Below are 26,769 nucleotides of genomic sequence, written 5' to 3' on the forward strand. Positions count from 1 at the left end.
GCTCGGGCTACGTGTCTCTCGCGGACGTGAGGCACGGCGGGGAGAACGCAAGAACCCCGGTGCCGAAGCACCGGGGTTCTTGGGGGAGGCGATCACTCGCTCTTGTCGCCCTCCGGGCGGTTGCGCTCTTCGAGACCCTTGGGAGCCGGGATCTCGACCTCGGTACGCTCACCCACCGCGTTACGGGGGCGACCATCCTCGTCGGCACGAGCGTTGGCGCCAGCGATCTCGTCGGCCTCTTCGTGATCGATGTGGTCGAGTTCGTGGTGCTGGTGAGCCACCGCGGCGTCGAGCTCGGCCTGCGTGAGGGGAGCGAGACGATCCTCGAAGAACCAGCGCGACACGGAACCGCGGACGTTCTCGTACCAGGGGATCTCACCCTTGGCGTTGGGACGCACGACCAGCGGCTCGTAGGTCTCGTTGTCGATCAGCTTCCAGCGCTCGTACTCGTCGACGGGCTGGTGGACCTCGATGTACTCGCCACCGGGGAGACGGACGATGCGACCGGACTCATAGCCGTGCAGCGCGATCTCGCGGTCCTTCTTCTGCAGCGCGATGCAGACGCGCTTCGCGATGAAGTAGGCGAGGATCGGACCCAGGATCAGCAGGGCCTGCAGGACGTGGATGACACCTTCCATCGTGAGGTGGAAGTGCGTGGCGATGATGTCGGACGACGCAGCCGCCCACATCACGGCGTAGAACGTCACGCCGGCGGCGCCGATCGCGGTGCGCGTCGCGGCGTTGCGCGGACGCTGGGCGATGTGGTGCTCGCGCTTGTCTCCGGTCACCCAGGCCTCGATGAAGGGGTACACGAGAACCAGGACGATGAACAGCCCCAGCACGCCGACGGGGATGATGATGTTCCACGAGAAGGTGTGGTCCCAGAGCACGAACTCGAGGTGCGGCGGGATCAGACGGAGCATGCCGTCGGCGAAGCCGATGTACCAGTCGGGCTGCGTTCCCGCGGAGACCGGGGAGGGGTCGTACGGACCGTAGTTCCAGATGGGGTTGATGGTCACGAGAGCAGCGATCAGCACGATCACACCGAACGTGATGAAGAAGAAGCCACCCATCTTGGAGGCGTAGACCGGGAGCATCGGGTAGCCCACGACGTTGCTGTTCGTGCGGGCGGGGCCGGCGAACTGGGTGTGCTTGTTGATGATCATCAGCATGAGGTGCACCGCGAGGAGCGCCACGAGGATCGCCGGCAGCAGCAGGATGTGCAGCGTGTAGAGGCGTCCGACGATCGCGGTACCGGGGAACTCGCCACCGAAGAGCAGGAACGACGTCCACGTGCCGATGATCGGCAGACCCTTGATCATGCCGTCGATGATGCGCAGGCCGTTGCCGGAGAGCAGATCGTCAGGGAGCGAGTATCCGGTGAAGCCCTCGGCCATCGCGAGGATGAACAGGATGAAGCCGACGACCCAGTTGAGCTCGCGGGGCTTGCGGAACGCGCCCGTGAAGAACACGCGGAGCATGTGCACGCCGATACCGGCGACGAACACGAGCGCCGCCCAGTGGTGGATCTGGCGAACGAGCAGGCCGCCGCGCAGATCGAACGAGATGTGCAGAGCCGACTCCATGGCGGCGGACATCGCGATACCGCGCATGGGCTCGTACGCACCGTTGTAGTGCGTCTCGACCATCGAAGCCTGGAAGAAGAACGTCAGGAAGGTGCCGGAGAGCAGCACGACGACGAAGCTCCACAGAGCGATCTCGCCGAGCATGAACGACCAGTGGTCGGGGAAGACCTTGCGGCCGAGCTCCTTGACGATGCCCGACATACTCGTGCGCTCGTCCATGTAGTTCGCGACCGAGCCGACGAAGCGGCCGCCGAGCGGCTTGCCGTCGCGCCCGCTCGTCGCGGGGGGACCCGCGTGCACCGCGGGTTCGGTGGTGACGTTCTCGGTGGGATGGGTACCGATGCTCATGAGCGCTCCCAGAAGCTGGGGCCGACGGGCTCGTGGAAGTCACTCTGCGCGACGAGGTAACCCTCGGCATCGACGGTGATGGGGAGCTGCGGCAGGGGACGGGCGGCCGGGGCCGAAGATGACGGCCGCACCGTTGGCGACGTCGAACTGCGACTGGTGGCAGGGGCACAGGAGGTGGTGGGTCTGCTGCTCGTAGAGCGCGACGGGGCAACCGACGTGGGTGCAGACCTTCGAGTACGCGATGATGCCGTCGTACGACCAGTCCAGGTTGTTGGTCTCGGGGTTGAGCTGCTCAGGCTGCATGCGCATGAGCAGAACGATCGCCTTGGCCTTCTCTTCGAGGTAGCCCTCGTCGTGGCCCAGGCCCGCGAGTTCCTCGGGGATCACGTGGAAGGCGGACCCCAAGGTCACGTCCGCCGCGCGGATCGGACGACCCGAGGGGTCGTGCGTCAGGCGCATGCCCTCTTTCCACATGGTGTGGCTGAGGAGCTTCACCGGGTCCTGGTCCTGCGGCGCCAAGCCTCGGAACAGCGTGATACCCGGGATGACCGAGGCAGCCAGGGCGGCGAACATCGAGTTGCGAATGATCTCACGACGTCCGAACCCCGAGTCCTTGTCGGCCTCGGCGAAGACATTGATCGCACCCTCGCGGACCTCGTCACGGCCACGGGTGGCGTGACGGTCCTCGATGTACTCCTTGTCGGACATGACCGACTTGCCCCAGTGAATGGTGCCGATGCCGATCGCCAGCAGCGCGAAGGCGATGCCGAGTCCGATGAAGAGGTTGTTGTACCGGATGTCGATCAGCGCGCCCGACTCGATCGGGAAGATCATGTAGGCGATGCTCGCCCAGATGCTCGCCGCGACCGAGAAGTAGAACAGGGTGTAGACCGTGCGAACCGCACGCTTCATCGCCTGCGGGTCCTGGTCGGTCATGCGCTGACGGTGGCCGGGAAGGCCGGGGTTCTGTACGGCGTCGGGAACCGCGACGGCGAGCCCCGAGGTGGGCTTCCAGGAAGCCCTCTCGTGCTCGAGTGCGTCGTCCTCGTGTGCCATGGTGCTCCTCGTGCGTTTACGTAATGTCGAAGACGACGGTCAGTTGGACTTCGCCGTGATCCACACGGTCAGGGCGATGAGCGCCCCGATACCGAAGATCCAGATGAACAGACCCTCCGAGACCGGGCCGAGCGAACCGAGGGCGTAGCCACCGGGCGAGTCGCTCTTCTGCAGGTACATCAGGTAGGAGATGACGTCGCGCTTGTCTTCGGGGGTGAGGTTCAGGTCGTTGAACACCGGCATGTTCTGCGGGCCGGTGACCATGGCCGCGTAGATGTTGACCGGGGTGGTGGTGTGCAGGTCGGGGGCGTACTTGCCCTCGGTGAGCGCGCCACCGGCGCCGGCCACGTTGTGACACATGGCGCAGTTGATGCGGAAGAGCTCTGCGCCGTGCGACAGGTCGCCCTGACCGTCGACCAGGTCTTCGGTGGGGTAGCTCGGGCCGGGGGCCGATGACTGGACGTACGCGGCGATCGCGTTGACCTGCTCCTCGGTGAACTGCACGGGCTTGACCGGAGCCTGCGGACCCTGGGCCTGCAACGGCATACGACCGGTCGACACCTGGAAGTGCACCGAGAGCTCGCCGACGCCGAAGAGCGACGGGCCCTGCTGGCTGCCCTGCAGGTCGAGACCATGGCACGTGGCGCAGTTGGCCTGGAAGAGCTTCTGCCCTTCTTCGACCGCCGACGCCGAGTTCGCCTCGCTCGTGGGGGTGCTGGAGGTGGCGGCCATCGCGGCCGATGCGCCGGCGTAGACGCCTCCGGTCAGGAGGAGTCCGATGCCGATGAGCGCGGCGGCGGCCAGGGGGCTACGACGCCCGGACGCCCGACGAGTCTTCTTCTCGCGTGCCATGTGGAGTACTGCTCTCTTACTTGAGGAAGTAGATGACGAAGAACAGGGCGATCCAGACGACGTCGACGAAGTGCCAGTAGTACGACACGACGATCGAGGTGGTCATCTCTTTCCGACCGAAGTTCTTCACGGCGTACGCACGGCCGATCACGAGCAGGAAGGCGATGAGGCCACCCGTCACGTGCAGGGCGTGGAAGCCGGTGGTGATGTAGAAGGCCGAGGCGTAGGGGTTGGCGCTGATGGGCATGCCTTCGGCTACCAGGGTCGCGTACTCCCACACCTGACCCGACACGAAGACCGCGCCGAGGATGAAGGTGAGGTAGAACCACTCCACCATTCCCCACTTCAGGAAGCCGGTGGCCTTGCCGGTGCGGTACGGCTGGTACCGCTCCGCGGCGAAGACGCCCATCTGGCAGGTGACCGAAGACAGCACGAGGATGATCGTGTTGACGGTCGCGAAGGGAACGTTCAGCAGCTGCGTCTCTTCGGCCCACAGAGAGGCCGACGTGCTGCGGAGGGTGAAGTAGATCGCGAACAGGCCGGCGAAGAACATGACCTCGCTGCCCAGCCACACGATGGTGCCCACGGCGACCGGGTCGGGCCGCTTCACGGCACGCACAGCCTGGGAATACGTCGCTGAGGTCGTCACCGTTCCATTATGCGCGATCCGAGAGCCCGATATTCCCATCCCTACCCTGCGATATTCCATCGTCGAGACTTAGGGAAGCCTCAGAATCTCCAAGTAATCCCCGGTACGGAGGCTGTTTCGTCGGCGGGTGCGGAGCGCTGTCGCGCGACACGCGTGTGGAAGGATCATGGCATGGCGGAACGTTTCACCTGGCCCGATCTCCTCTCGTCGTTGCTGGCCGGCGACGACCTCAGCGTGTCGGAGTCCACCTGGGCCATGCGCAAGGTCATGGCGGGGGAGGCGACGCCCTCTCAACTCGGCGGGTTCCTCATGGCGCTGCGGGCCAAGGGCGAGACGGTCGAGGAGATCGTCGGCTTCCGCGACGCGATCCTCGAAGCCGCGGTGCCCCTCCCGGTCCGCGCCGATGTCCTCGACATCGTCGGCACGGGCGGCGACCGCTACGGCACCGTGAACATCTCGACCATGGCGGCTGTCGTGGCCGCGGCATCCGGAGTCCCCGTCGTCAAGCACGGCAACCGTGCCGCGAGCTCGGCCTCGGGGTCTTCGGACGTGTTGTCGTCTCTGGGGATCGGGTTGACGTTGTCGCCCGAGAAGGTCGCCGAGATCCTGGACCGCACGGGCATCACCTTCGCCTTCGCCTCGGCCTTCCACCCGGGCTTCCGCCACGCAGCGGCCACCCGGTCGGAGCTCGGCGTGCCGACGGTGTTCAACTTCCTCGGCCCGCTCTGCAACCCCGCGCGCGCCGAGGCCAATGCGGTGGGCGTCGCGCACCTCGACCGCGTGCCGCTCATCACGGGCGTCTTCCGCACGCGCGGAGCGACCGCCCTGGTGTTCCGTGGCGACGACGGTCTCGACGAGCTGACCACCACCGGGCACAGCCGGGTGTGGGAGATCAGCCGCGGTGACGTCCACGAGCACGACCTGGATCCGCGCGATCTCGGCATCCCGCTCGCCGACATGGACGACCTGCTGGGCGGGTCTCCCGACCACAACGCCGCCGTGGTGCGGCGCGTGCTCGGCGGCGACCAGGGTGCCGTGCGCGACATCGTGCTGCTGAACGCCGCGGCGGGTCTGGTGTCGTTCCGACTGTTCCAGGATGCCGCGCAGGTGCAGCGTCCGATCCTGGAGCGACTGGCCGAGGCCATGGCCGATGCCGCGGCCGCGATCGACGACGGCCGCGCCTCCGCGAAGCTCGACGACTGGGTCGAGGCGTCGAGAACGCTGGCGGAGTAGCCGTGGACCCGCTCGACGCGCTCACGGAGATCGCGTACCTGCTCGAGCGGGAGCGATCCTCGCGGTACAAGTCGAAGGCCTTCCGCACGGCGGCTGCCGCGATCGCGGGCTTGAGCGACGTGCAACTGCGCGATCCTGCGTTGCGTCGTCGTGCGGGCATCGGCGAGTCCACCTTCTCGGTCATCCAGCAGGCGCTCGCGGGCCAGGTGCCCGAGCGCCTGGCGAAGCTGCGCGCCGAATCGGCGCCGGTGGGAGGCTCCGAGCTGCGGGCGCAGCTGAGAGGCGACCTGCACAGCCACAGCGAGTGGTCCGACGGACTGACGCCGATCGAGGCCATGGTCGACGCGGCGCGCGGACTCGGTCACGAGTACCTCGCCCTCACCGATCACTCTCCGCGACTCACCGTCGCGAACGGACTCTCGCCCGAGCGGCTCCGCGCGCAGATGGACATCGTCCGTGGTCATCGGGGCGACGGGTTCACGCTCCTCAGCGGTATCGAGGTCGACATCCTCGACGACGGAGCCCTCGACCAGGAGGACGAGCTGCTGCGCGCGCTCGATGTGGTGGTGGCATCCGTTCATTCGAAACTGCGCATGGAGCGCGGGCCGATGACGAAACGGCTCGTCGCGGCGGCGAGCGACCCGCGGGTCGACGTGCTCGGGCATGTGACCGGCCGGCTCGTGGAGGGAGCGCGGGGGACGCGACCTCGATCGGAGTTCGACGCGCGCGAGGTCTTCGCAGCGGCGGCGGCCTCGGGTGTGGCGGTGGAGATCAATTCGCGACCCGAGCGACAGGATCCTCCGGACGACCTGCTGGCTCTGGCGATCGAGGCGGGATGCCTCTTCGCGATCGATTCGGACGCGCACGCTCCCGGTCAGCTGTCGCTGCTGGACTTCGGTGCCGCGCGCGCCGAGGCTCTGCAGGTGCCCGTCGACCGGATCGTCACGACCTGGCCGCTCGAGCGCTTGCGCGCCTGGCTCGAGCGCGGTCGCTGAGCCCGCTCAGGCGGGGAGGGCGGCGAGCGCCCTCGTCATCGACGATCCGAGGTTCCAGCGCTCGGCGAGTTCTTCGGCGGCGGACCGGTCCACGGGGCCGAGGCGGTCGTCGAAGGGCTCGAGGTCGAGCTCGCGCGCGACGCGCACCACGGTCGGGGCGACCTCGAGGTAGTCCGCGGCGGCGGCGATCTTCGCGCGCTGGGCGGGTGTTCCCGCGGTGCCCTCGAGGACCCCCGCGCGGATGCCGTCGAGGTCGCCGCACGCGGCGAGCAGCGCCGCCGCGGACTTCTCGCCGATGCCCGAAACGCCGGGCAGCCCGTCGGAGGGGTCGCCGCGCAGCACCGCGAAGTCGGCGTACTGCTTGGCGTGGACGCCGTACTTGGCGAAGACGGCCGCGTCGTCGACGAGTTCGAGATTGCTCATCCCTCGAGCGGTGTAGACGATCCGGATGCCGCGATCGTCGTCGACCAGTTGGAAGAGGTCGCGGTCGCCGGTGACGACGTCGACCGGGACGTCGGCGCGCGTGGCGAGGACCCCGATGACGTCGTCGGCCTCGTGCTCGGCCGCCCCCACCACCGGGATGCCGAGCACGGCCAATGCCTCGCGGATGAGGGGGATCTGCGCCTCGAGGGGGTCGGGCACCTCCTCGACGTCGGGTCCGGCCGGAACGGCTTCGACCACGCGGTGGGCCTTGTAGCTCGGCAGGAGGTCGACGCGCCACGCGGGGCGCCAGTCGTCGTCCCAGCAGGCGACGAGCCGCGAGGGCTCGTACGTCGTGACCAGCTTCGCGATCATGTCGAGCAGGCCCCGCACGGCGTTCACCGACGAGCCGTCGGCCGCCTTGACCTTGTCGGGTACCCCGTAGAACGCGCGGAAATAGAGCGAGGCGGTGTCGAGGAGCATGAGGCGATCGGTCACGCCCTCGATCCTGGCACGCGGGGTGGCCCGCTGACCTAGAGTGGCCGGATGTCCTTCGGCTCCGCCTCGTATCGTCCGGCACCGGATGCCGCGTGCCCGTGCGGTCGCGCTCCGTTCGGCGAGTGCTGCGGACCGATCCTGGACGGCGCGGTCGCCCCGAGCGCGGAACGGTTGATGCGTTCGCGCTACACCGCGTTCGCGGTCGGCGACGCGGGGCATCTGGCCAGGTCATGGCATCCGCGCACCCGCCCCGACGACATCGTCGTCGACGACGGCACGGAGTGGATAGCGCTCGTGATCGAGGATGCCTCCGAGGACGGCGATGCCGCGACCGTGACCTTCCGCGCCGCCTGGCGGCATGGCCGTGAGCGTGGCGAGTTGCGCGAACGCAGCCGGTTCGCGCGGCGCGGCGGGCGCTGGGTCTACGTGGACGGCGACGTCGACTGACACGGAGCCGCTCGCGGGGGTCGTCAAGCCCGCGGGGCATGTCGGGGGTGGTGCGTAGGGTCGGTCCAGGATCCTCGGCGAAAGGACACGGATGATCCCCGACGAACACCGCGACCTCCTCGAGAACCCGAACTACGGCAGCCTCGGTACCGTTCGCCCCGACGGCACGGTGCAGGTCAATCCGATGTGGTTCGAGTTCGACGGGGAGCACCTGCTCTTCACCCACACCTCGACGCGGCAGAAGTTCCGCAACCTGCAGCGCAACCCCTCGATGAGCCTGATGGTGTTCGATCCCGAACGCCCGTATCGCTATGTCGAGGTGCGCGGGCGTCTGATCGCGGCCGAGCCCGACCCGACAGGGGCGTTCTACGTGCGCCTCGGGCAGCGCTACGGCAACGCCGAGCAGGCGGCTCCGCCGGACAGCGCGGATCGAGTGATCCTGAAGATGTCGATCGACAAAGTAGGAGGACAGTGACATGGAACGCATCGTGATCGTGGGAGGGCACGGCAAGGTGGCCCTCCATCTGGCTCGGCTGCTCGCCGACCGTGGAGACGAGGCGACGTCGGTCATCCGCGCGGCGGAGCAGTCGTCCGACATCGAAAGCGCGGGCGCCACGCCGCTCGTGCTTGATGTCGAGAAGGCCGATGTGGGCGAGATGGTCGAGGCCTTCTCGGGAGCGGATGCCGTGGTCTGGTCGGCGGGAGCGGGCGGCGGCAGCGCCGAGCGCACGTACGCGGTCGACCGCGATGCCGCGCAACGAGCGATCGACGCGGCTGCCAAGGCCGGCGTTCGACGTTTCGTCATGGTCTCGTGGATCGGCTCGACGCCCGACCACGGCATCGACCCCGACGACGCGTTCTTCGCTTACGCGGACGCGAAGCTCGCGGCCGACGACCACCTGCGCGCCAGCGATCTGGACTGGACGATCCTCGGCCCCGGGACGCTCACCACGGACGAGCCCACGGGTCGCATCACCACGGCGCCGCAGGGCAAGGCCGAGGTGTCGCGAGCCGACGTCGCGGCCGTCGCGGCGGCCGTACTCCTCCAGCCCGCCACGGTGGGGCGCTTCATCCGCTTCGGCGCCGGGCAGACCCCGATCGCCGAGGCCATCGTGGCCGATGCCGGTCGCACGAACGGAGAACAGGCATGAACGCTCTGAGCGAGAAGGCCGAGGCCTTCGCGAAGCTGCACACGGCGCCCGAGATCCTGCGGGTCGTGAACATCTGGGACGTCGTCTCGGCCCGTGCGGTCGCCGCCCTGCCCGAGACCAAGGCCCTGGCCACGGCCGGACACTCGATCGCCGCCACCTTCGGTTACGAGGACGGCGAGAACATCCCGCTCGAGGTCATGCTCGACATGGTGGGACGCATCGTCGCGGCGGTGGATGTGCCGGTGACCGCCGACCTCGACGCCGGCTTCGGCAACCCCGGCGAGACGACGCGCCGCGCGATCGGCGTCGGTATCGTCGGCGCCAACGTCGAGGACCGGGTCAAGCCGTTCGACGAGGCGGTGGCAGCGGTCGAGGCCGTCATCGCGGCGGGGGAGGCCGAGGGCGTGCCCTTCGTGCTCAACGCGCGCACCGACGTGTTCGTCAAGGGCGGCGATCGCCCGCTCGACGAGAAGATCGCGGATGCCGTGAAGCGCGGACGCGCCTTCCTCGATGCCGGAGCGACCTCGGTGTTCGTCCCCGGTCTTCTGGACGCGGAGACGACCCGTCGGCTGGTCGAGGGTCTGGGAGAGCAGCGTCTGAGCGTCATCGGCTTCCCCGGGGCGCTCTCGGCCGGCGAGTACGAGAAGCTCGGTGTCGCCCGGATCTCGTACGGTCCGCTCACTCAGCGTGTCGCGCTGACCTCGCTGCAGGATCTCGCGATCGATCTCTACGGCGACGGGGTCATCCCCTCGTCGGTGCGCGAACTCAACTGACGAGAGCCGGGACGCCGCTCCTCGGCGCGGCGTCCCGGCCGGCTCCTGGTCGGGACGCCGGCGCTGACGCGATGCGGTGCCCCGGCATTGCCCGCCCGCGGTGGCGGGCGGCGGTGCGTTTCAGTCCGCGTCGCTCGGGCCCTCGTCGTCGACGACGATCACGCCGTCGGGGACGGGGTCGCCGAGCAGCGGCTCGGCCGCGAGCGTGAGGTCGATCGTCGCGCGCAGCAACCCGCCGAGGGTCGCCGACCGCAGCAGCTCCATCTGGTCGAGCTCGCCGAGCGGGGCGATCGCTGCAACCTGCCAGGCGCGGGGGAGCGGTTCCTCGGCCAACTCCACCTCGGGATCCCACCGCGTGCCGCCGAACATCTGGGCGCGGCCCAGGACACGACGGACGATCCTCTCGGCCTCTTCGAGCAGGGGGAGCAGGGCGTCGTTCCACTCGAGATCGGGGAGCGCGCGCACGTCTGCCCGCGGGTAGGGGTCGTCGTCGAGCCACTCGACGATCTCGAAGCGTTCGGTTCCGAGAGCGACGATCTGCATCTGTCCGGCCTGCGGCACGACCTGGCTCAGCTGTGCCATCGTCCCGAGAGGGAAGCGCTGGTCGCCTCCGCCGGTCTCGCTGCCGCGCTCGATGAGGACGACGCCGAAGGCGGGATCCGTCTCGTCGAGCAGGCGCCCGAGCATGACCAGATAGCGCTCCTCGAAGATCCGCAGCGCGAGGGGCGTGTGCGGGAAGAGGACGGCCCCGAGGGGGAACATCGCGGTACCCATGCGCTCAGTCAATCAGGGGCGGGCGGACGCGGGGCCGGGGGAGCGCGATCAGCGAGCGAGTTCCCAGCTCGGCCGTGCGCTCTCAGTCCTGGTCGTCGCGCAGCGTCTCGTGGATGCGGTGCAGGTCCATGAGCAGAGAGCCCACGAGCACCCAGTGCGCGGTCGACGGCGTGCGGATCTGCAGGGGGCGGGTGAGGGCCGGCTCTTCCTCGACGACGCGCTCGGGACCCGCGTCGAGGGCGAACGCCAGCCGTACGTCGTGTGCGGCCCGGTGCAGCTGCTCGGCGATCGCACGGACGGCCGGTTCGTCGACGATCGTCGGCTCGTAGCCGTCGTAGACGGCGCGCGTCATGCCGATCGTCTGCGTGACGACGGGGCTGAAGCGCTCGACGAGCGCATCCATCTCCGCGAGGGCGGTGCGGTGCCGACCGCTCCGGGGGTTCAGCGCCAGCGAGTCGGCACCGTCGCGGATCGCGTCGGCCGCGGCATCCCGAACCGGACGCAGGAGGCGCGCTTCGAGCAGGAGCCCCTCGGCAGAGGCCGACGTCTGCGGCGTCTCGAGGGCGTCTGCGAGACGCTCCAGTGCCGCCGCGAGCTCGCGACCGAGGATGTCGACCTTCGTGCGCGCGGTGGGGACGAGGACGGGGGGAACGAGCACGGCGTTGACGACGATGCCGATGGCCGCGCCGATCAGCGTCTCGAGGACGCGGTCGAGGGCGTAGTTCGGGGTCGCCGTGCCGAGGGCGAGCACCAGCAGGGCGCTGATCGCGATCTGGTTCGTCGCTCCGGCGGAGATGCGCGCCGCCCATGCGACCAGCAGGGCCACTCCCGCCGAGAGCAACGCGACCCACGGGTGCGAGCCGAACACGAGGCCGAGCAGGGCCGCGATGAGCACGCCGACGATCACCCCGACGCTGCGCTCGACCGCCCTCGTGAAGGACTGGTTGATGCTCGGCTGGACCACCAGCAGTGCGGCGATGGCGGCGAAGATCGGGGGCGGGCCCTGGACGAGCCAGCCGGCCAGCAGCCATGCGGCCACGATCGCGATGGCCGACTTGGCGACCTGCAGCAGCGGCACGCGCCGCGGGGCGCGGAAGGTGAGGCTGTCGCGCATGGCGCGGGCGGAGGGGACGCGCACCCTCACTCCCGTCGTCCGACGATGTCGGTCGCGTTCTCGGCGACCCATCCCATGAGGGGAATGACGTGCGTCATGAGGCCGCGCCCGCGGTCGGTGAGGCCGTACTCGACGCGGGGCGGAACCTCGGGATAGGCCGTGCGGAGGACGAGGCCGTCGGCCTCCAGCGTCTTCAGCGTGCTCGCGAGCATCTTCTCGCTGATGCCCTCGATGTTGCGCCGGAGGGCTCCCCAGCGCTGCGTGCCGTCCGTGAGGGCGAGCAGCACCAGGACCCCCCATTTGCCCATGACGTGATCGAGGACCGTGCGTGTGGGGCACCCGTCGGCGAAAAGTCCGGGGTGTTCGGCGCGCATCGACGCGAGACTGACGCTCATGTAAGTACCTAACCAGAAAGTGGGTACCGGCATTCCGGAATGTGACGAGCCACGGGGCGTTGAGCCCGACGAACCCACCGAAAGGATTCCATCATGACCCTCCTCGTCACCGCCGCCTCCGGCCACCTCGGGCGCCTCGTCGTCGACGCTCTGCTCGAGCGCGGCATCGCGGCCTCCGACATCGTCGCCGGTGTGCGCACCCCCGCCAAGGTCGACGACCTCGCCGCCCGCGGCATCGCCGTCGCCGAGCTCGATTACGCGCGCCCCGAGACGATCGCCCCCGCCCTCGAGGGCGTGACCCGCGTTCTGCTCATCTCCGGCACCGACGCCGATCGCGTCGCGGGCCACCGCAACGTCATCGACGCCGTCCGCGCCGCCGGTGTCGAGCGCCTCGTCTACACCAGCGCCCCCCGCGTCGACGAGATTGACTACGCCCTCGGGGCCGATCACAAGGCAACCGAGCAGGCGATCGCCGCGGCGGGCGTCAGCGCCACCATCCTCCGCCACAACTGGTACACGGAGAACTACCTCGACGCGGTCTCCCGCGCGGCGGACACCGGCGAGATCGTCGCTGCAACGGGTGACGCGCGCGTCGCCAGCGCGAGTCGTCGCGACTACGCCGAGGCGGCGGCCATCGCCCTCACCACCGACGACCTCGCCGACCGCACGATCGAGGTCGGCGGCGACGTCGCGTGGACCTACGACGAACTCGCCGCAGCCGCGACGGAGGTGCTCGGCCGTCCGGTGAGCTACACGCGCGTCTCGGTCGAGCAGCTGACGGAGGGTCTGAAAGCGGCGGGACTGGATGCCGGCACGGCGGCGTTCGTGGCGGGGATCGACGACGCGATCGCTCGCGGCGCACTGGAGAAGACCGACGGTTCGCTCTCGCGCATCATCGGGCGTCCCACCACGCCGCTGATCGATGGCCTGCGCGAGGGTCTCGCCGCTCGCTGAGCGTCGGGCACCGCGGCAGCTGGCCCGGGGTCCGACGCGCCTCACGACGGGCGTGCCGGGCCCGGGGCCGCGAGGGCGGTGATCCGGCGCTGGCGCATCGCGAGGAACAGGGGGAAGGTGAACGCGAAAGCGGTCACCCCCGAGAGCACCACGTAGAGCCAGGTGAAGCGCATGCCGAGTCGTCGCCCCTCGACGATGATGAATATGCTCCCCGCGACCGCCACGACCAGCAGATCGACAGTGATCGACGAGACCGCCGGCCCGCTCGAGACGAGGTCGCCGATGAAGTCGCGCATCTGCACGATCGCGAAGGCGTTGAAGGTCCAGGTGCCCGCGAGGCCGGCCAGGGCCAGCACGAGGAAGGCCACGGCGGTGGGGGTCCAGTGTCGTCGGAGTGCGGTCATAGACAGATCTTTCCGCAGCCTCGGTGTCGGTGGTGAGGGCTAGCGTCGAAGCATGGATGCCAGGACCGCGACGCGCATGCTCGACGAACGCGAGCGCGAGGTGGAGCACCGTCTGTCGCGCTTGCTCGACGACGAGGCGAGCCTGCGTCACGATCGCGCCGACGCGACCGCCGACGACGAGCACGATCCCGAGGGCTCGACGTTGTCGGGGGAGTGGGCCCAGGTCGATGCCTTGCGGCGGGGCGCCGAAGCGGAGCACGGCGAGATCGCCGCGGCGCGCCAGCGGGTGGCTTCCGGCACCTTCGGCGTGTGCGAGAACTGCGGGCGGCCGATCGCCGACGCTCGTCTCGAGGTGCTGCCCTTCGCGCGGCGCTGCATCTCGTGCGCGTCCTGATCCGCGGCGGCGGCGGTCGACGTGTCAGGTGAGGCGCGGCGCCTAGGCTCGAAGCATGGAACCCGTCCTCATCGCGCTGCTGTTCGCCAACGCCGTCTTCAACGTCGTCGTCTGGCCGCGTTTCTTCGTGCGCGTGGCGAAAGACCCTCGCGCCAAGAACGCCGCGGGCAAGGCCACGCCGTTCCTCATCGTGCACGCGGTGCTGATCGGGCTCGCCCTCGTGCTGGCTGCGGCCTCGGTCATCGCCGCGGTCGCCGCCCTCGTCGGCTGATCTCGCGCACCCAGGTGCCCGGGAGGTGCCCGCGGTAGCATGGGAACGCGGGATCCCCCCGCCGCACTCTGTGCAACTACCTACCGGTCCGGCAAGGCGGCACGTTCCATCGCCCCCTCCCTGGAGACCCGCGTCATGACAGCGCCCGCCGTCGACCATCGGCCCCTCGTCCATCACACCGGCTTCTGGTACTTCCCGATCGCTTTCGTGGCTCGGCTGCCGTTCGCGATGATGACCGTCGGCGTCCTCGCCCTCGTCGTCGCGTCGCGCGGGTCCGTGGCCCTCGGCGGGTTGACGTCCGCGGCGGTGGGTCTCGGCGTCGTGGTCGCCGGTCCCGTGCTCGGCGATCTCGCCGACCGCTACGGGCAGCGGCGGGTGCTCGTGCCGGTGGGCCTGGCCAACGGCATCCTGCTGGCGATCTTCCCCCTCGTGGTGGAGTACGCGACGTCGGACGCCCTGCTGCTGGGAGCAGCCGCGGTGATCGGCATGACCGGCCCGCAGACCGCGGCCATGTCGCGCAGCCGTGTGATGGCGCTGATCGGTCTGCGGGTGCACCCCGAGCGGCGGGACCGCACGTTCTCCCGGGCCATGGCCTACGAGTCGGCGGCCGATGAGACGGCGTTCGTCATCGGTCCCTTCGTGGTCGGTGTGCTGGCGGCCTTGGTCGCTGCCTGGGCTCCCATCGTCGGGGCCTCGATCCTCAGCTTCGTCTTCGTGACCGCCTTCGCCCTCCACCCCACCGGCCGCGCCGTGCCCGAACGCTCGGAGCGCACCGCGATGGCGCCGCTGCGCGAGGTGCTGCATCCGCGCATGCTCGTGCTCGTGGCCGCCGTGTTCGGCGTCGGGCTGTTCTTCGGCTCGACCCTCACCTCGCTGACGGCGTTCATGGAGGCACAGGGGGCGCCCGAGGCGGGCGCGCTGCTGTACGGGGTGATGGGTGTGGGGTCGGCGGTACTGGCGCTCGCCGTCGCCCTCGTGCCCGAGCGTTTCCCGCTGCGCTGGCGCCTCGTGCTGTTCGCCAGTGTGCTGACCGCGTCCGCCGGGGCCTATACGGTCGGTGGATCCGTGACGACCGTCACCCTGGTGCTGTGCCTCATGGGCATCGGCGTCGGCCCGGCGCTCGTCACGCTCTTCAGCCTTGCCGGACACCGCGCACCGCGCGGCCGCACGGCCTCGACGATGACCATCCTCGCCTCGGCCCTGACCCTCGCGCAGGCGCTGTCGTCAGCCGTGACCGGGGCGGTGGCCGAGAACGTCTCCGTCTCCACCGCGATGCTCCTGCCCGCGGGGGCGGCCCTTCTCGTGCTCGCCATGGCGGCGGTGAACGCCTCGGCCGCACCGAGGTGGGACCGGGCGTTCGCCGCGGCGGGACTCAACGCGGCAGCGGGTAGCGCCGCCGCAGCAGCAGGCGCTGGACCAACGTCCACGCGGTCGTGACGGTGAGATAGAGCCCCGCCGCGAGGGGGGCGAACAGCGCGACCACGGCCGTCGTGAACGGCAGGACGCCGAGCATCCCCGTCGTCCACGCGGGCGCCGACGGATCGACCGAGGGTCGCAGGAGTCGACGTGTGAGTTCGGCCACCCCGGCGATCACGGCGACGAGCACCCCGAAGACGGCGAGGGTGCCGGCATCCGTCGTCCCCGCCGACAGGGCTCCGACGAGGCTCCGGCCGAGCGGAACGCCGAAGACGTCGTGCTCGAGCAGCGTGTTGACGTGTCCGCCGACCTGCGGGTGCAGGAACACCGCGTAGAGCAGTCCGACGACGGGTGCCTGGGCCAGCACGGGAAGGCAGCCCGCGAAGGGGGAGGCGCCTTCGTCGCGGTACAGCTGCATCGTCTCGCGCTGGAGACGCTCGGGATCCTTACGCCACCGCTCCTGCAGCACACGAAGTCGCGGGGCGAGGCGTGCACGCGTCTGCTCGGCGCGCGCCTGCGACACTCCCACGGGGATCAACAGGACCCTCACGGCGAGCGTCACGACGACGACGGCGAGGGCGGCGGAGAGACCGCCGGAAAGGGGGTCGAAGAACGACGTGAGGGCGAGGAGGGCGCGAGTAGTCAGGTCGAGCAGCAGTGCGAGGGGCGGAAAGGCGAAGAGGTCCACGGGGCATCCCATCAGAGCGAGCGATCACGGACTGATCGGTCGCCCAGCGCGCGGAGACCACGCGAGCGACCGGCGTCGCGGCCTCGCTGCGGACCGTCGTCAGGCGATGGGGCAGCTGGCTACGCGACGCGGGCCGCGAACCCCGGAGCTCGGGGCCGAGGATGACCCGCGGCGTCGGGATCGCTCTGGGCGAGGGATGCCGAGGGGTCGATCGGACGCGCGGACGGAGGCGGCGTGGCGGCGACGAGGGCCGGAGCGACGACGAGCACGACGACCGCGGTCAGCACGACGGCCGCGGCGAGGGCCACCGCCAGCAGGGGTGCGCCGCCGCCGGGGGTCAGCGCCAGCTCGGCGGTGGCCAGGAGCAGGTTGAGGGCGGCGATCAGCGATGCGATCACGTGCTCACCCCCTGTGGTTGAACATCCACGGTAGCAGCGCGCGTGTCGCTACGCTGTCGCCATGACCACCCTCGTCCTCACCGTCGTCGGCGACGATCGCGCGGGCCTCGTGTCCGCGGTCGCCGACATCGTCGACGCCCACGGCGGCAACTGGGAGAACAGCGAGCTCGCCGAACTCGCCGGCGCGTTCGCCGGGATCATCGAGGTCTCGGTGGCCTCCGACCGCGCCGATGCCGTGCGCGCCGCGCTCGAAGGTCTCGCGGGCACGCTCACCGTGACCGTCCACGCGGGAGCGGGGTCGGCCGAGACCACGGGCCGCACGGTCACCTTCGACGTCGTCGGCAACGACCGCCCCGGCATCGTGCGCGAGCTGTCGGCCGCGCTCGGCGCCCACGGGGCGAGTATCGAGCGCATGTCGACGCAGACCACGGATGCCGCGATGGCGGGCGGACGCCTGTTCGAGGCCTCCATCACTGCGACGGTGGCGGCCGACGTCGCCGTCGACGACCTCGTCGCACAGCTCGAGCGTCTCGCGACCGAGATCCAGGTCGACGTGACCCTCGCGGACTGACCGGCCGGCTCACGACCCGCCGTCACCGGCAGCGGGGCGCCGGTCGTCCACCGCTCTCGCTCCGGGGACGACCCGGACCCGGCCTCACGCCCGTCGCGACCGCGATGCGAGGCGGGCGATCCCGCGCCACCCCAGCAACATGACGGCGAGGGTGATCGTGGCGACGACGACGAACGCCACCGCGACCCCTTGACCGCTGAGCGCGCGAAGCACCATGCCCAGCGCGACGGTGATCGCCCACACGGGCAGTCCCGTCTTCGCGATGGCGGCGGGTCGACGCCAGGCGCGCGTCACGAGCCAGCCGACCAGCAACGCCACCACGAACGGCCAGGCGGTGGTGGCGAGTCCCGAACCGGCGGGGCCCAGCACGTCGCCGTCGTGGGTCGCCCGCCCGATCGCGGCGAAGACGACGACGAGGACGAGGTCGATGACGAGGGCGAGCACGGGGAAACGGCGCGAAGAGGACACGTTCCCATTGTCCCGCCGCACCGCGGGCGTATCGTCCGCGTATCCCGGGGCCGAGACATCGGGGCAACACCTCGCAGGCTGGGATGGGATCTCCCGATCCTGGAGGTCCGCGTGTCCGATCGTCCCGTCTTCACTCCCGCTCGCGTGCTGTCGGCGGGGGCCGTGCTCGCGGCGGTGGGGGTGCTCACCCTCGCGCCCCGCGCGATCGCGTGGCCGGCCCGCACCGTCGTCCTCGACGCCCTCGATCACCTTCCGTCGTCGTGGCGCGCGCTGATGTTCGGCGCGGGCGCCGACGTCGCCCTCAACATCGCGTTCTTCGTCCCCCTCGGGGCGGCGCTCGCGCTGCTTCTGCCGTTGCGGTGGTCGCCGGCATCCGTTCTGCTGTGCGCTCTCGTCTCGCTCGCGGTCGAGACGCTGCAGGCGGGGATCCCCGGTCGGGTTCCGGATGCCGAGGATGTCCTGTCGAACACGATCGGCGCCGCGATCGGGACGGTCCTCGTCGTCGCGATGAGGGCTGCCGCCCGGGGCGGGCACGCGGCTCGACGCTGAGCTCGTCGTCAGCGGGGCAGCCGGAGGCGGGCGTGGAGACCGCCGCCGTCGCGGGGCCACAGCTCGAGCCGGCCACGGTGCGCGCGAGCGATCGAGGCGACGATCGCGAGTCCGAGGCCCGTGCCGTCGGCGCGCCCGCGCGTACGGCCGACCGCGCGCACGAAAGGTTCGGGGAGCGTGGCGACGAGCTCGTGCGAGAGCATGTCGCCGCTGTTGACGACGTCGACGACCACCTCGTCGACCTCGCCGCTCACCGCGACGCGCACCCAGCCGCCCGCCACGTTGTGCACGAGCGCGTTGCGGACCAGGTTCGTCACGGCCTGGTGCACGAGCGTCTCGTCGATCCGCGCCACCCCGCCCGAGGCGCCGAGTATCGCCAGGTCGAGACCCCGGTCGTCGCCCCCGGCCTCCGCCACCACGGTCGCGACGAGATCGTCGACTCCCGTCGGTTCGAGCGAGAGCGCGTCCTCGCGTGTCGACCGGGCCAAGGCGAGCATCGCCTCGATCAGACGGATCGCGCGCTCGTTCGTGAGCTCGAGGCGGTGGAGCAGCTGGTCCACGTCTACGCCGGCGGGATTGACCCGGGCCACTTCGAGCAGCGTTCGCATCGTGGCGTGCGGTGTTCGAAGCTCGTGAGAGGCATTCGCGGCGAAGCGCCTCTGCTCGTCCAGGGTCTCTTCGACCCGCGCGAGCATCGCGTCGAAGGTGTCGGCGAGGTCCGTCAGCTCGTCACGACGCCCCGGCAACTCGACGCGGTGCGCGAGGTCGCCGTCCCGCGCCGCGCGGGCGGCATCCGCGATCCGGTGCAGCGGACGCAGCATGATCCCCGACACGATCCAGCCGCCGGCGAGGCCGAGGACCGCCAGCGCGAGCACGGCGTACCACGCGTAGCGGACGAAGACCTCGGTGAGGTCGCCGCGACCCGGCGTAAACAGACCGCTCTGGGAGTACAGGTTACCCTCGGGAAGGAAGCGCAGCACGAGGAACCCCACCACGAAGACAGCGATCCCCACGATCACGACGAAGCCCGCGTAGCTCAGGGTGAGCTTGAGTCGTATCGAGAGCCCGGGGGCACGCTCACGCATCGACCGGACCCATGCGGTAGCCGACGCCCGCGACCGTCTGGATGAGCCACGGCTCGCCCAGGCGTTTGCGCAGCGTCGAGATCGTGATGCGCACGGCATTGGTGAACGGATCCGCGTTCTCGTCCCATGCGCGCTCGAGCAGGTCCTCGGCGCTGACCACGCCGCCGCCGGCGCCCATGAGGACCTGGAGCACCGCGAACTGCTTGCGGGTCAGCGAGACGTAGCGCCCGTCGCGATAGACCTCGCGGCGGAAGGGGTCGAGGCGGATGCCGTGCTGCTCGAGCACCGGCGGGAGCGAGGCCGCGGGACGACGGGCGAGGGCGTGCAGGCGCATCACCAGCTCGCGCAGAACGAACGGTTTCGTCAGGTAGTCGTCGGCACCGCTCTCGAAGCCGCTGGCCTTGTCGTCGAGCCGGTCTGCGGCCGTGAGCATGAGCACGCGCGGAGCGGCGGGCTGCGCGCTCAGGTAGCGCGCGATCTCGTCGCCGTTCGGACCGGGGATGTCGCGATCGAGCACCACCACGTCGTAGGCGGTGTAGCCGAGGACCTCGAGGGCCGCGTCGCCGTCGCCGGCGATGTCGGCCGCGATCGCCTCGAGGCGGAGGCCGTCGCGGATGGCCTCGGCGAGGAAGGGTTCGTCCTCGACGATCAGCACGCGCATCCCGTCATCGTAGGTGCGGGGGCGTATCGCCGACGTATGCGCGAGCCGGAGCCCGGAGCGGGAGTCGTTCCCGCCCCCCGAGAACCTCGGCCTCGATAGCGTGGGGGCATGGCGACCCGACTGCTCCTCGTGGCCGATACGCACGTTCCCCGAAGGGCGCGCGTGCTTCCCGCGGCGGTGCGCGAAGCGGCATCCGGCGTCGATCTCATCGTGCACGCGGGTGACTGGGTGAGCGCAAGCGTGCTCGACGAACTCGAGACGCTCGGCCCCGTGCTGGGGGTGTGGGGCAACAACGACGGCGACGACCTGCGTTCGCGGCTGCCCGAGATCGCGCGCGCCGAGATCGACGGGGTGCGGGTCGCCGTCGTGCACGAGACCGGGGCGTCGCTCGGGCGCGAGAAGCGGATGGATGCCGCATTCCCCGACGCCGACCTGCTCGTGTTCGGGCACAGCCACATCCCGTGGGATACCGTCACCCCGAACGGCCTTCGCCTTCTCAACCCGGGCTCGCCCACCGACCGCCGCCGTCAGCCCGCGTGCACCCTCATGACCGCGACCCTCTCTGCCGGCGAGATCCGCGACGTGGTGCTGCACGAGGTCTCACGCGACTGAGCTATCGACTCTGGCGTATCGCCGTCGTATGGTCCCCGCCATACGGCCCGGCAACGCGGGCCCGGCTCGAATGGGGGCATGGCATCTTCGGCATCCCGCACTCGATCCCCCTCTCGCGGCCGTATCGCATTCGTCGCGGTCGCGGTCGGTCTCGCCGTCGTCCTCACCGCGGTCGCGGCAGTGCTCGCGATGACCACGGCGTCGTCGTTGTCGGTGGGGCTGAGCGCGCACGCGCCGTTCTCGCCGACCGAGGCCGAGGGGATGATCCCCGCCGAGGCGCCGCTGACGGTCTACGACGATCAGCACCCCGCGATGACCGGGCTCGATGGTGAGCTGCGCGATGCTCTGCGCGCGGCCCAGCGGGCCGCTGAGGTCGACGGGATCGTCTTCGACGTCACCAGCGGGTGGCGCAGCGCCGACTACCAGCGGTGGCTGCTGGGGGATGCGATCCGCACCTACGGCTCCGAAGCGATCGCGCGACAGTACGTCGCCTCGCCCGAGGGGTCGAGCCACGTCACCGGTCACGCCGTCGACATCGGCTCGCTCGACGCGCAGCTGTGGATCATCGATCACGGACGCGAGTGGGGTCTGTGCCAGACCTACGCCAACGAGCGGTGGCACTTCGAGAGGGCGACAGACGCCGGAGGAGAATGCCCCGCGCCGATGGCGGACGCGCGCGGGTGAACGACGACGGCGCCGCCCCGGAGGGGACGGCGCCGTCATCGGGATGCCTACTCGACGTTGAGCTGACGCGTCGGAGAGGTCAGCGGGCAGTCGAAGGGGTCGCGGGCGGCGAGGCCGACCCGGTTGAGGTACGCGATGACGATGCCGTACGACTGCAACAGCGTGGTCTCGACGTAGGGCACGTTCAGGGTGGCGCAGTGTTCGCGCACGATGACACGGGCCTTGCTGAGGTGCGTTCGCGGCATGTTCGGGAACAGGTGGTGCTCGATCTGGTAGTTCAGACCACCCATGAGCCACGTGGCCCACCAGCCGCCGGAGATGTTGCGCGAGGTGCGCACCTGCTTGCTGAAGAAGTCGAGCTTCGCGCCGGGCGCGATGATCGGCATGCCCTTGTGGTTGGGGGCGAAGGACGCTCCCATGTAGATGCCGAACACCGCGACCGAGACGCCGAAGAACGCGAAGGCGAGACCGACCGGCAAGAAGATGAAGATCGGCGCGACGAAGAGCGCGTGCCGCAGCGTCAGCAGGGCGATCTCGACCCAGCGCCCCTTGACCTCGCCGCGCGAGAAAAGGTGTCGGAAGGCCAGGACGTACAGGTTGATGCCTTCGAAAGCCAGCAGCGGGAAGAACAGGTAGCCCTGACGCCGGGTGATCCAGCGCTGGATGCCGCGGGCCTTGGCGGCGTCGACGTCGAGGAAAGAGATCGTGTCGATCTCAATGTCGGGGTCTTTGTCCACCCGGTTCGGGTTGGCGTGGTGTCGTGTGTGCTTCGATGCCCACCACGAACGGCTCATGCCCACGATGCCGTTGCCGATGAGCAGGCCCAGGCGGTCGTTGGCTGGGCCCGAGGCGAAGATCTGACGGTGTGCGGCCTCGTGGGCGAGGAATGCGACCTGGGTGAACAGGATGCCGAGGACCGCTGCGACGATCAGCTGGAACCAGCTGTCGCCGAGGAGGATGAAGCCGGTCACGCACCCGGCGAAGCCGAGCACGATGGCGCCGGCGACGACGGAGTAGAACACCGGCGTGCGAACGAGCAGTCCGCTCTCACGGACGACCTGAGACAGCTCTGTGTAGGCCTTGGTGATCGGGGGGAATTCGGTGGTACCGGAGTAGGTCTGACGAACGGGGCCGAGACGGGACTCGACGACGGTGGAGGCTATGTTCTGCTCCTCGGATCGGGAAGGACCGGGGTGGACGGCGGAGCGGCTACTCCGCGCTGAGGCCCACACTACGGCTGGCCGTATGGGCGACTCGGAATACGTCGCGATGCTCAGCGGGCTCTCGGGAAACCGAAACCCAGCGAGCGAAAACGTGCCGGAAACCGACGAAAGCCGGGTCGTCGCGATGGCGACGAACCCGGCTCTCGAGGTAAGCGGAGCTTAGAGGGGGCGGATGTTCGCCGCCTGCATGCCCTTGGGGCCCTGCTCAGCGTCGAATTCGACCTTCTGTGCTTCCGTGAGCTCCTTGAAGCCGTTGCCCTGGATCGCGCTGAAGTGCGCGAACAGGTCGGCGGAGCCGTCGTCGGGAGCAATGAAGCCGTAGCCCTTTTCGGAGTTGAACCATTTCACGGTGCCAGTGGCCATCGTGTTCTTCCTTTATTCATGTTGGGCCGCAATGCGGCCGTGGGCGCCGCTCCGACGAGTGCGGAGCGGACGGGGACGCCGCGTCACCGTGGTGGTGGCGCGTACGCGGTGCCCGTCGACGGCGGCCTGAGCCGCGTCGACGGACGTGTGGACACCGAGATTTTCGCCGAGGGGGCCCTGGGCTTCGAAGCCCGAGGTTCCCGCGCCGACGAAACCGGCGTAGTCGGATCCGACCGTCGCGACGTACACGTCGAGATCGGCCTGGCGCCACGATAGCGGCGAGGGGTGAAGCAGAGACACAAGAACTTTCCGCGAGTGCGAGGCGAGGACCGAAGCCGTCGAGCGAGGCACGCGATGGTGAGAGGGGGGATTGCTGTCGGAAACGGCTCGGCGCCGTGCGCCCGGCATCTCAGCGATGAGGCGGGCGTCGATGAAGCAAGTCCCAGAACGAATACTGACGAGGCTAGCACGGATGTCCCCTCTGTGCCGGGGAGATTTCGCGACCCCTGTCTGAAGGGTGCACTGGGGTCATGGCATCCGCGGACGAAACCACCGACGACGAGCGTTGGCTCGTGATCGACGGCAGACGATGGCGACGGACCGATCCGCGGCTCCCCGAGGACCTGGCCGTGCGTCTGCGCTCGCATCTCGGGCGGGCGCGATCCGCGGTGCGCACGGCGAAGGGGACCGGCGATGACGACGCCGTCGCCGCCGCGCGCGAGCGCGTGGGAATCGCCAAACGCGGCCTGGGGGAGCGGGGACCGCGCTGGTGGGACGACGAGGTCGACGCGCGTGTGCGCCGCGCCCGCGACGCGCTGGAAGCTCTCGATGCGCTGGCGGCCACCGACAGAGCAGACGGTGCGGCCGACGTCAACGCATAGCGCGGCGTCATCTCGCGCGATTCGCTGAAGGATCGAACCGAAGGAGTCTCATGTCCACCACCGCGTCCGAGCTCGAAACGCTCAACGAACTGCTGAAGAAGTTCCGCTTCGCCATGGTCACCACCCGCGCCGAGGACGGTGCTCTGCACGCGCACCCGCTGACGGTGCAGGAGCGCGAGTCCGATGGCGACCTCTGGTTCATCGTCGGCACGCACGCCTCGGCCGTCCAGCACGTGCGCCGCGAACCGAAGGTGGGTCTGTCGTTCAGCACCGACGGAACCTGGCTGTCGCTGGCGGGCGAGGCCGAGGTGATCGACGACCTCGCCAAGCTCAAGGAGCTGTGGTCGACGAGCGTCGAGGCATGGTTCCCCGACGGCCCCGAGTCGCCGGGGGTGACGCTGCTGAAGGTGTCCGCGCTGACCGGCGAGTACTGGGGTAGCGCGGGGGGACGTCTCGCGACGGCGATCGCCCTGGTCACCTCGAAGGTGACGGGCCAGCGCCCGAAGGGCGGCGAGAACGAGAAGTTCGACCTCACCGACTGAGGACCCATCGAGGAGCCCCGCGCCGGACAGGTGCGGGGCTCCTCGTGCGTCAGCCGCCCGAGGGATTGTCGACCGGGGCGTCGCCGTCGTCGGTCGTGTCGGGGATCGAGGGGGCGTCGGCCGTCTCGAGCTCGTCGGGGTCGTCGGCGGTGTCGTTCGTGCGCTCCGGTGCGGTGTCCATGTCGCTAGCGGACCACGTCCGGGCCCGCCGCCGCGCGGGCCTTGCGCAAACCGGGTCGGCGTGCGAGCGCAAGCCCCCGGATGCCGCGGGTGCGCTTTGCGACGATGACGGCATGTCACGACCCGAGGTGCGCTCCAAGCCCTGCGCCTACTGCGGACGCCCGTTCACCGATCGCAAACGGTGGCGCGGCCGTGACCAGTGGGACCAGGTGCTGTACTGCTCGCGCGGCTGCCGGGCGAACGCCGCGAAGCAGAGGCGGCGCGCGTGAAGGCCGCGCTGATCCTCGCGACGCAGCAGTTCGCCGAGCACCCGGCGTACGACGACGACGAGGTGCAGGAGTTCTTCTTCATCGAGTCGGCACCGCGTTTCGCGAAGCTTCCGTATCACCGTCACAAGATCGTGCTGCTGATCTCGGCGATGCGTCACACGGCTGCCCGACTCGAGGCCGAGGGACGTATCGTTCGGCGGATCACCCTCGACGACGACCTCACCTTCAAGGCCGGTCTCGAGCGCCTGCTGCAGAAGCACCGGGTCACCGAGCTGACCTGGATGAGCGACCCGAACCGCCCGGTGGACGCTCGCATCGCCCGCATCTGCGCGGATCACGACGTCGACACCGACGTCCTCTCGGACGCCCTGTTCCTCACCCCCGAAGACGACGTCGACCGGTGGTTCGCCGAGCACCCGACGCCGCTCATGGAGGACTTCTACCACTGGCAGCGTCGGCGTACCGGCATTCTGATGGACGGGGGCAAGCCCGCCGGTCGCCGGTGGAACTTCGACGCCGACAACCGCAAAGCGCTGCCGAAGAAGGGCGTGAAGATCCCGCCCCTGCCGCAGCTCGACCACGACGACATCACACGAGCGGTCATCGCCGAGGTCGACGAACTGTTCCCCGACCACCCGGGGAAGGCGGAGGAGTTCTGGCTGCCGGTCACCCCCGAGGACTCCCGCGACTGGCTCGATGTCTTCGTCGCCGAGCGCCTCCACGACTTCGGTCGGTACGAAGACGCGATGAAGGCCGACGAGCCCTTCCTCTTCCACGCGATCATCTCGCCGATGCTGAACATCGGTCTGCTCACCGTAGAAGAAGTGGTCGCCGCCGCCACACGGACCGATGCCCCCCTGGCATCCGTCGAGGGCTTTCTCCGTCAGGTGATCGGGTGGCGCGAGTACATGCGCGGCATGTACCGAGCCCACCCGAAGCTCGAGCACGTCAACGCGCTGCACCTCGAGAAGCGCATCGAGAAGTACTGGTACACGGCAGAACGGATGCCGCGGGACCTGCCGATCCCCGTGCGCACGGTGCTCGAACGGGTGCACCGCTGGGGCTACGCGCACCACATCGAGCGGCTCATGGTGCTGGGCAACTGGTTGCTGCTGCAGGGGTACGCGCCGCGGCAGGTGAACGCGTGGTTCCTCGCTCTGTTCGTCGACGCCTACGACTGGGTGATGGTCCCCAACGTGATGGGGATGAGCCAGTTCGCCGACGGCGGGTTCGTCGCGACGAAGCCGTACGTCTCGGGCGGGGCCTACCTGCAGAAGATGGGCTCGTGGTGGCCGTCGGCTCAGGACGCCAAGGACTCGGTCTTCACGGACGCCTACTGGGAGTTCCTGGAGCGGCACGAGGACGTGCTGGCCGGCAACCACAGGCTCGGGCTGGCCCTGGCGCAGATGCGCAAGCGGCGGGACGCCCGCGAGGCGGACGGCGGCGGGCCGAACTCCTGAGATACCGGTGGTGGGCCAGGTCTGCGACCGCTGTATCGCGGCGCAGACGCGTGGATTCAGGAGTTCGGCACGCGACGCGCTCGCTCAGCTCTTCAGCTTGTTCAGTGCCGAACCCTTGTGCGCGGCCTTCGAGCCGGACTTCTCCGATTCCACGATGTAGGCCGGTTCGTCGTCGGATGCCGTGAACTTCTGGCCGTCGTGCTGGAAGTCCTTCGTCTTCTTCTCCACGACCTTGCCCTGGGTCTTCCCCTGCGGGGTGTCCCAGCTGACGCGGTCGCCCTTCGACAGATCCTTCGACATGTGCTCGTTCCTCTCGTTCGGTCCCGCCATGCTGTCGAGGCGGGACACTGCTCAGCGGGGGATTGACAGCCTCAGGAGCCCTACGTGGTCGAGACCCATTGCGCA

The 26,769-nt window shown here is 69.6% G+C and carries 36 protein-coding genes and 1 pseudogene; 18 read left to right on the forward strand and 19 right to left on the reverse strand.

Annotated features, from left to right (window positions below):
• Positions 1 to 92: 92 nt before the first annotated feature.
• From QE416_RS11425 to QE416_RS11440, 4 genes and pseudogenes are all read right to left on the reverse strand, one after another.
• A complete protein-coding gene (locus QE416_RS11425; protein ID WP_373458852.1) occupies positions 93 to 1,934 on the reverse strand; it encodes a cytochrome bc complex cytochrome b subunit in 1,842 nt (613 codons plus the stop codon).
• Positions 1,931 to 2,990, reverse strand: a pseudogene (locus QE416_RS11430) (Rieske 2Fe-2S domain-containing protein). Before QE416_RS11430 ends, QE416_RS11425 begins: the two are co-directional and overlap by 4 nt.
• Positions 2,991 to 3,029: 39 nt before the next feature.
• Positions 3,030 to 3,842 (reverse strand): c-type cytochrome, encoded by an 813-nt coding sequence (locus tag QE416_RS11435; RefSeq protein ID WP_210076288.1) that lies wholly within the window; start codon positions 3,840 to 3,842, stop codon positions 3,030 to 3,032.
• 16 nt (positions 3,843 to 3,858) lie between these two features.
• Positions 3,859 to 4,530, reverse strand: a complete 672-nt coding sequence (locus tag QE416_RS11440; protein WP_094733763.1) for a heme-copper oxidase subunit III — start codon at positions 4,528 to 4,530, stop codon at positions 3,859 to 3,861.
• Between the two features lie 132 nt (positions 4,531 to 4,662).
• Here QE416_RS11440 and trpD point away from each other — a divergent pair, with 132 nt between their 5' ends.
• Both trpD and QE416_RS11450 read left to right on the forward strand, forming a co-directional pair.
• Positions 4,663 to 5,724 (forward strand): anthranilate phosphoribosyltransferase, encoded by a 1,062-nt coding sequence (gene trpD / locus QE416_RS11445; protein WP_307316311.1) that lies wholly within the window; start codon positions 4,663 to 4,665, stop codon positions 5,722 to 5,724.
• A gap of 2 nt (positions 5,725 to 5,726) precedes the next feature.
• Positions 5,727 to 6,719, forward strand: coding sequence for a PHP domain-containing protein (locus tag QE416_RS11450; RefSeq protein WP_307316313.1), 993 nt, complete (start codon positions 5,727 to 5,729; stop codon positions 6,717 to 6,719).
• A gap of 6 nt (positions 6,720 to 6,725) precedes the next feature.
• Here QE416_RS11450 and QE416_RS11455 read toward each other — a convergent pair whose 3' ends face one another.
• Entirely contained in the window at positions 6,726 to 7,637 is a 912-nt protein-coding gene (locus QE416_RS11455; RefSeq protein ID WP_307316316.1) for a 5'-3' exonuclease, read from the reverse strand.
• Between the two features lie 48 nt (positions 7,638 to 7,685).
• Between QE416_RS11455 and QE416_RS11460 the strand changes: the two genes are divergently transcribed.
• The 4 genes from QE416_RS11460 to QE416_RS11475 all read left to right on the forward strand — a co-directional run bounded on the left by QE416_RS11460 (position 7,686) and on the right by QE416_RS11475 (position 10,008).
• Positions 7,686 to 8,084, forward strand: a complete 399-nt coding sequence (locus QE416_RS11460; RefSeq protein WP_307316319.1) for a YchJ family protein — start codon at positions 7,686 to 7,688, stop codon at positions 8,082 to 8,084.
• A 91-nt stretch (positions 8,085 to 8,175) separates the two neighbouring features.
• Positions 8,176 to 8,559, forward strand: a complete 384-nt coding sequence (locus QE416_RS11465; protein ID WP_210076279.1) for a PPOX class F420-dependent oxidoreductase — start codon at positions 8,176 to 8,178, stop codon at positions 8,557 to 8,559.
• Between the two features lies 1 nt (position 8,560).
• The gene (locus tag QE416_RS11470) at positions 8,561 to 9,235 is read left to right on the forward strand and encodes an SDR family oxidoreductase (RefSeq protein ID WP_307316323.1); all 675 of its coding nucleotides are present in this window, start codon (positions 8,561 to 8,563) and stop codon (positions 9,233 to 9,235) included.
• Positions 9,232 to 10,008, forward strand: coding sequence for an isocitrate lyase/phosphoenolpyruvate mutase family protein (locus tag QE416_RS11475; RefSeq protein ID WP_210076275.1), 777 nt, complete (start codon positions 9,232 to 9,234; stop codon positions 10,006 to 10,008). The genes QE416_RS11470 and QE416_RS11475 overlap by 4 nt, the downstream gene beginning before the upstream one ends.
• Before the next feature lie 120 nt (positions 10,009 to 10,128).
• Here QE416_RS11475 and QE416_RS11480 read toward each other — a convergent pair whose 3' ends face one another.
• The 3 genes from QE416_RS11480 to QE416_RS11490 all read right to left on the reverse strand — a co-directional run bounded on the left by QE416_RS11480 (position 10,129) and on the right by QE416_RS11490 (position 12,291).
• Positions 10,129 to 10,782, reverse strand: a complete 654-nt coding sequence (locus QE416_RS11480) for an LON peptidase substrate-binding domain-containing protein (protein ID WP_307316324.1) — start codon at positions 10,780 to 10,782, stop codon at positions 10,129 to 10,131.
• Between the two features lie 82 nt (positions 10,783 to 10,864).
• A complete protein-coding gene (locus QE416_RS11485; protein WP_307316327.1) occupies positions 10,865 to 11,920 on the reverse strand; it encodes an aromatic acid exporter family protein in 1,056 nt (351 codons plus the stop codon).
• Between the two features lie 2 nt (positions 11,921 to 11,922).
• Complete coding sequence (locus QE416_RS11490) at positions 11,923 to 12,291, reverse strand: helix-turn-helix domain-containing protein (RefSeq protein ID WP_307316329.1); 369 nt, start codon at positions 12,289 to 12,291, stop codon at positions 11,923 to 11,925.
• A 93-nt stretch (positions 12,292 to 12,384) separates the two neighbouring features.
• Between QE416_RS11490 and QE416_RS11495 the strand changes: the two genes are divergently transcribed.
• Entirely contained in the window at positions 12,385 to 13,245 is an 861-nt protein-coding gene (locus tag QE416_RS11495) for an SDR family oxidoreductase (RefSeq protein WP_307316332.1), read from the forward strand.
• Between the two features lie 41 nt (positions 13,246 to 13,286).
• Here QE416_RS11495 and QE416_RS11500 read toward each other — a convergent pair whose 3' ends face one another.
• A complete protein-coding gene (locus QE416_RS11500) occupies positions 13,287 to 13,649 on the reverse strand; it encodes a DUF2834 domain-containing protein (RefSeq protein ID WP_307316333.1) in 363 nt (120 codons plus the stop codon).
• Positions 13,650 to 13,701: 52 nt separating this feature from the next.
• Between QE416_RS11500 and QE416_RS11505 the strand changes: the two genes are divergently transcribed.
• From QE416_RS11505 to QE416_RS11515, 3 genes are all read left to right on the forward strand, one after another.
• The gene (locus tag QE416_RS11505; RefSeq protein ID WP_307316335.1) at positions 13,702 to 14,043 is read left to right on the forward strand and encodes a TraR/DksA C4-type zinc finger protein; all 342 of its coding nucleotides are present in this window, start codon (positions 13,702 to 13,704) and stop codon (positions 14,041 to 14,043) included.
• Between the two features lie 55 nt (positions 14,044 to 14,098).
• A complete protein-coding gene (locus QE416_RS11510; protein WP_210076263.1) occupies positions 14,099 to 14,314 on the forward strand; it encodes an SCO4848 family membrane protein in 216 nt (71 codons plus the stop codon).
• 135 nt (positions 14,315 to 14,449) lie between these two features.
• Positions 14,450 to 15,751: an MFS transporter gene (locus tag QE416_RS11515; RefSeq protein ID WP_307316337.1), complete on the forward strand. Its 1,302-nt coding sequence runs from the start codon at positions 14,450 to 14,452 to the stop codon at positions 15,749 to 15,751.
• Here QE416_RS11515 and QE416_RS11520 read toward each other — a convergent pair.
• Positions 15,687 to 16,418: a membrane protein insertase YidC gene (locus QE416_RS11520; protein WP_307316339.1), complete on the reverse strand. Its 732-nt coding sequence runs from the start codon at positions 16,416 to 16,418 to the stop codon at positions 15,687 to 15,689. The genes QE416_RS11515 and QE416_RS11520 overlap by 65 nt on opposite strands.
• Before the next feature lie 119 nt (positions 16,419 to 16,537).
• Positions 16,538 to 16,816 (reverse strand): DUF6412 domain-containing protein, encoded by a 279-nt coding sequence (locus tag QE416_RS11525; protein ID WP_267786772.1) that lies wholly within the window; start codon positions 16,814 to 16,816, stop codon positions 16,538 to 16,540.
• A gap of 61 nt (positions 16,817 to 16,877) precedes the next feature.
• Between QE416_RS11525 and QE416_RS11530 the strand changes: the two genes are divergently transcribed.
• On the forward strand, positions 16,878 to 17,387 hold the full coding sequence (locus QE416_RS11530) for a glycine cleavage system protein R (protein WP_267786773.1): 510 nt from the start codon (positions 16,878 to 16,880) through the stop codon (positions 17,385 to 17,387).
• Positions 17,388 to 17,471: 84 nt separating this feature from the next.
• Here QE416_RS11530 and QE416_RS11535 read toward each other — a convergent pair whose 3' ends face one another.
• Positions 17,472 to 17,855, reverse strand: coding sequence for a DUF3054 domain-containing protein (locus QE416_RS11535; protein WP_267786774.1), 384 nt, complete (start codon positions 17,853 to 17,855; stop codon positions 17,472 to 17,474).
• A gap of 111 nt (positions 17,856 to 17,966) precedes the next feature.
• On the opposite strand from QE416_RS11535, the gene QE416_RS11540 reads away from it, so the two are divergent.
• Positions 17,967 to 18,404, forward strand: a complete 438-nt coding sequence (locus tag QE416_RS11540; RefSeq protein ID WP_307316346.1) for a VanZ family protein — start codon at positions 17,967 to 17,969, stop codon at positions 18,402 to 18,404.
• Between the two features lie 8 nt (positions 18,405 to 18,412).
• Here QE416_RS11540 and QE416_RS11545 read toward each other — a convergent pair whose 3' ends face one another.
• The gene (locus tag QE416_RS11545) at positions 18,413 to 19,489 is read right to left on the reverse strand and encodes a HAMP domain-containing sensor histidine kinase (RefSeq protein ID WP_307316347.1); all 1,077 of its coding nucleotides are present in this window, start codon (positions 19,487 to 19,489) and stop codon (positions 18,413 to 18,415) included.
• On the reverse strand, positions 19,482 to 20,150 hold the full coding sequence (locus QE416_RS11550) for a response regulator transcription factor (protein WP_307316349.1): 669 nt from the start codon (positions 20,148 to 20,150) through the stop codon (positions 19,482 to 19,484). Before QE416_RS11550 ends, QE416_RS11545 begins: the two co-directional genes overlap by 8 nt.
• Positions 20,151 to 20,258: 108 nt before the next feature.
• Here QE416_RS11550 and QE416_RS11555 point away from each other — a divergent pair, with 108 nt between their 5' ends.
• Together QE416_RS11555 and QE416_RS11560 are read left to right on the forward strand one after the other, a co-directional pair.
• Positions 20,259 to 20,762 (forward strand): metallophosphoesterase, encoded by a 504-nt coding sequence (locus QE416_RS11555; RefSeq protein WP_307316352.1) that lies wholly within the window; start codon positions 20,259 to 20,261, stop codon positions 20,760 to 20,762.
• A 78-nt stretch (positions 20,763 to 20,840) separates the two neighbouring features.
• Complete coding sequence (locus tag QE416_RS11560; protein WP_307316355.1) at positions 20,841 to 21,446, forward strand: M15 family metallopeptidase; 606 nt, start codon at positions 20,841 to 20,843, stop codon at positions 21,444 to 21,446.
• A 47-nt stretch (positions 21,447 to 21,493) separates the two neighbouring features.
• Here the strand turns inward: QE416_RS11560 and QE416_RS11565 are convergent, their stop codons facing one another.
• The 3 genes from QE416_RS11565 to QE416_RS11575 all read right to left on the reverse strand — a co-directional run bounded on the left by QE416_RS11565 (position 21,494) and on the right by QE416_RS11575 (position 23,332).
• Positions 21,494 to 22,678 (reverse strand): fatty acid desaturase, encoded by a 1,185-nt coding sequence (locus tag QE416_RS11565; RefSeq protein WP_373458853.1) that lies wholly within the window; start codon positions 22,676 to 22,678, stop codon positions 21,494 to 21,496.
• A 150-nt stretch (positions 22,679 to 22,828) separates the two neighbouring features.
• Positions 22,829 to 23,032, reverse strand: coding sequence for a cold-shock protein (locus QE416_RS11570; protein ID WP_013583139.1), 204 nt, complete (start codon positions 23,030 to 23,032; stop codon positions 22,829 to 22,831).
• Positions 23,033 to 23,044: 12 nt separating this feature from the next.
• Positions 23,045 to 23,332: a hypothetical protein gene (locus QE416_RS11575; protein WP_103210781.1), complete on the reverse strand. Its 288-nt coding sequence runs from the start codon at positions 23,330 to 23,332 to the stop codon at positions 23,045 to 23,047.
• Positions 23,333 to 23,562: 230 nt separating this feature from the next.
• Here QE416_RS11575 and QE416_RS11580 point away from each other — a divergent pair, with 230 nt between their 5' ends.
• Together QE416_RS11580 and QE416_RS11585 are read left to right on the forward strand one after the other, a co-directional pair.
• Positions 23,563 to 23,913, forward strand: a complete 351-nt coding sequence (locus QE416_RS11580; RefSeq protein ID WP_210076241.1) for a biopolymer transporter Tol — start codon at positions 23,563 to 23,565, stop codon at positions 23,911 to 23,913.
• Between the two features lie 50 nt (positions 23,914 to 23,963).
• Positions 23,964 to 24,455 (forward strand): pyridoxamine 5'-phosphate oxidase family protein, encoded by a 492-nt coding sequence (locus QE416_RS11585; protein ID WP_210076239.1) that lies wholly within the window; start codon positions 23,964 to 23,966, stop codon positions 24,453 to 24,455.
• A 49-nt stretch (positions 24,456 to 24,504) separates the two neighbouring features.
• Here the strand turns inward: QE416_RS11585 and QE416_RS11590 are convergent, their stop codons facing one another.
• A complete protein-coding gene (locus QE416_RS11590; protein ID WP_267786789.1) occupies positions 24,505 to 24,636 on the reverse strand; it encodes a hypothetical protein in 132 nt (43 codons plus the stop codon).
• A 112-nt stretch (positions 24,637 to 24,748) separates the two neighbouring features.
• Between QE416_RS11590 and QE416_RS11595 the strand changes: the two genes are divergently transcribed.
• Positions 24,749 to 24,904 carry a DUF2256 domain-containing protein gene (locus tag QE416_RS11595; protein ID WP_307316363.1) on the forward strand — a complete coding sequence of 52 codons (156 nt, stop codon included), beginning with the start codon at positions 24,749 to 24,751 and terminating at the stop codon, positions 24,902 to 24,904.
• Positions 24,901 to 26,364: a cryptochrome/photolyase family protein gene (locus tag QE416_RS11600; RefSeq protein ID WP_307316366.1), complete on the forward strand. Its 1,464-nt coding sequence runs from the start codon at positions 24,901 to 24,903 to the stop codon at positions 26,362 to 26,364. The genes QE416_RS11595 and QE416_RS11600 overlap by 4 nt, the downstream gene beginning before the upstream one ends.
• A gap of 84 nt (positions 26,365 to 26,448) precedes the next feature.
• Here QE416_RS11600 and QE416_RS11605 read toward each other — a convergent pair whose 3' ends face one another.
• A complete protein-coding gene (locus QE416_RS11605) occupies positions 26,449 to 26,664 on the reverse strand; it encodes a DUF2945 domain-containing protein (protein ID WP_210076235.1) in 216 nt (71 codons plus the stop codon).
• Positions 26,665 to 26,769: the final 105 nt, after the last annotated feature.

Source organism: Microbacterium sp. SORGH_AS_0421, from assembly GCF_030818635.1.
Classification (GTDB): domain Bacteria; phylum Actinomycetota; class Actinomycetes; order Actinomycetales; family Microbacteriaceae; genus Microbacterium.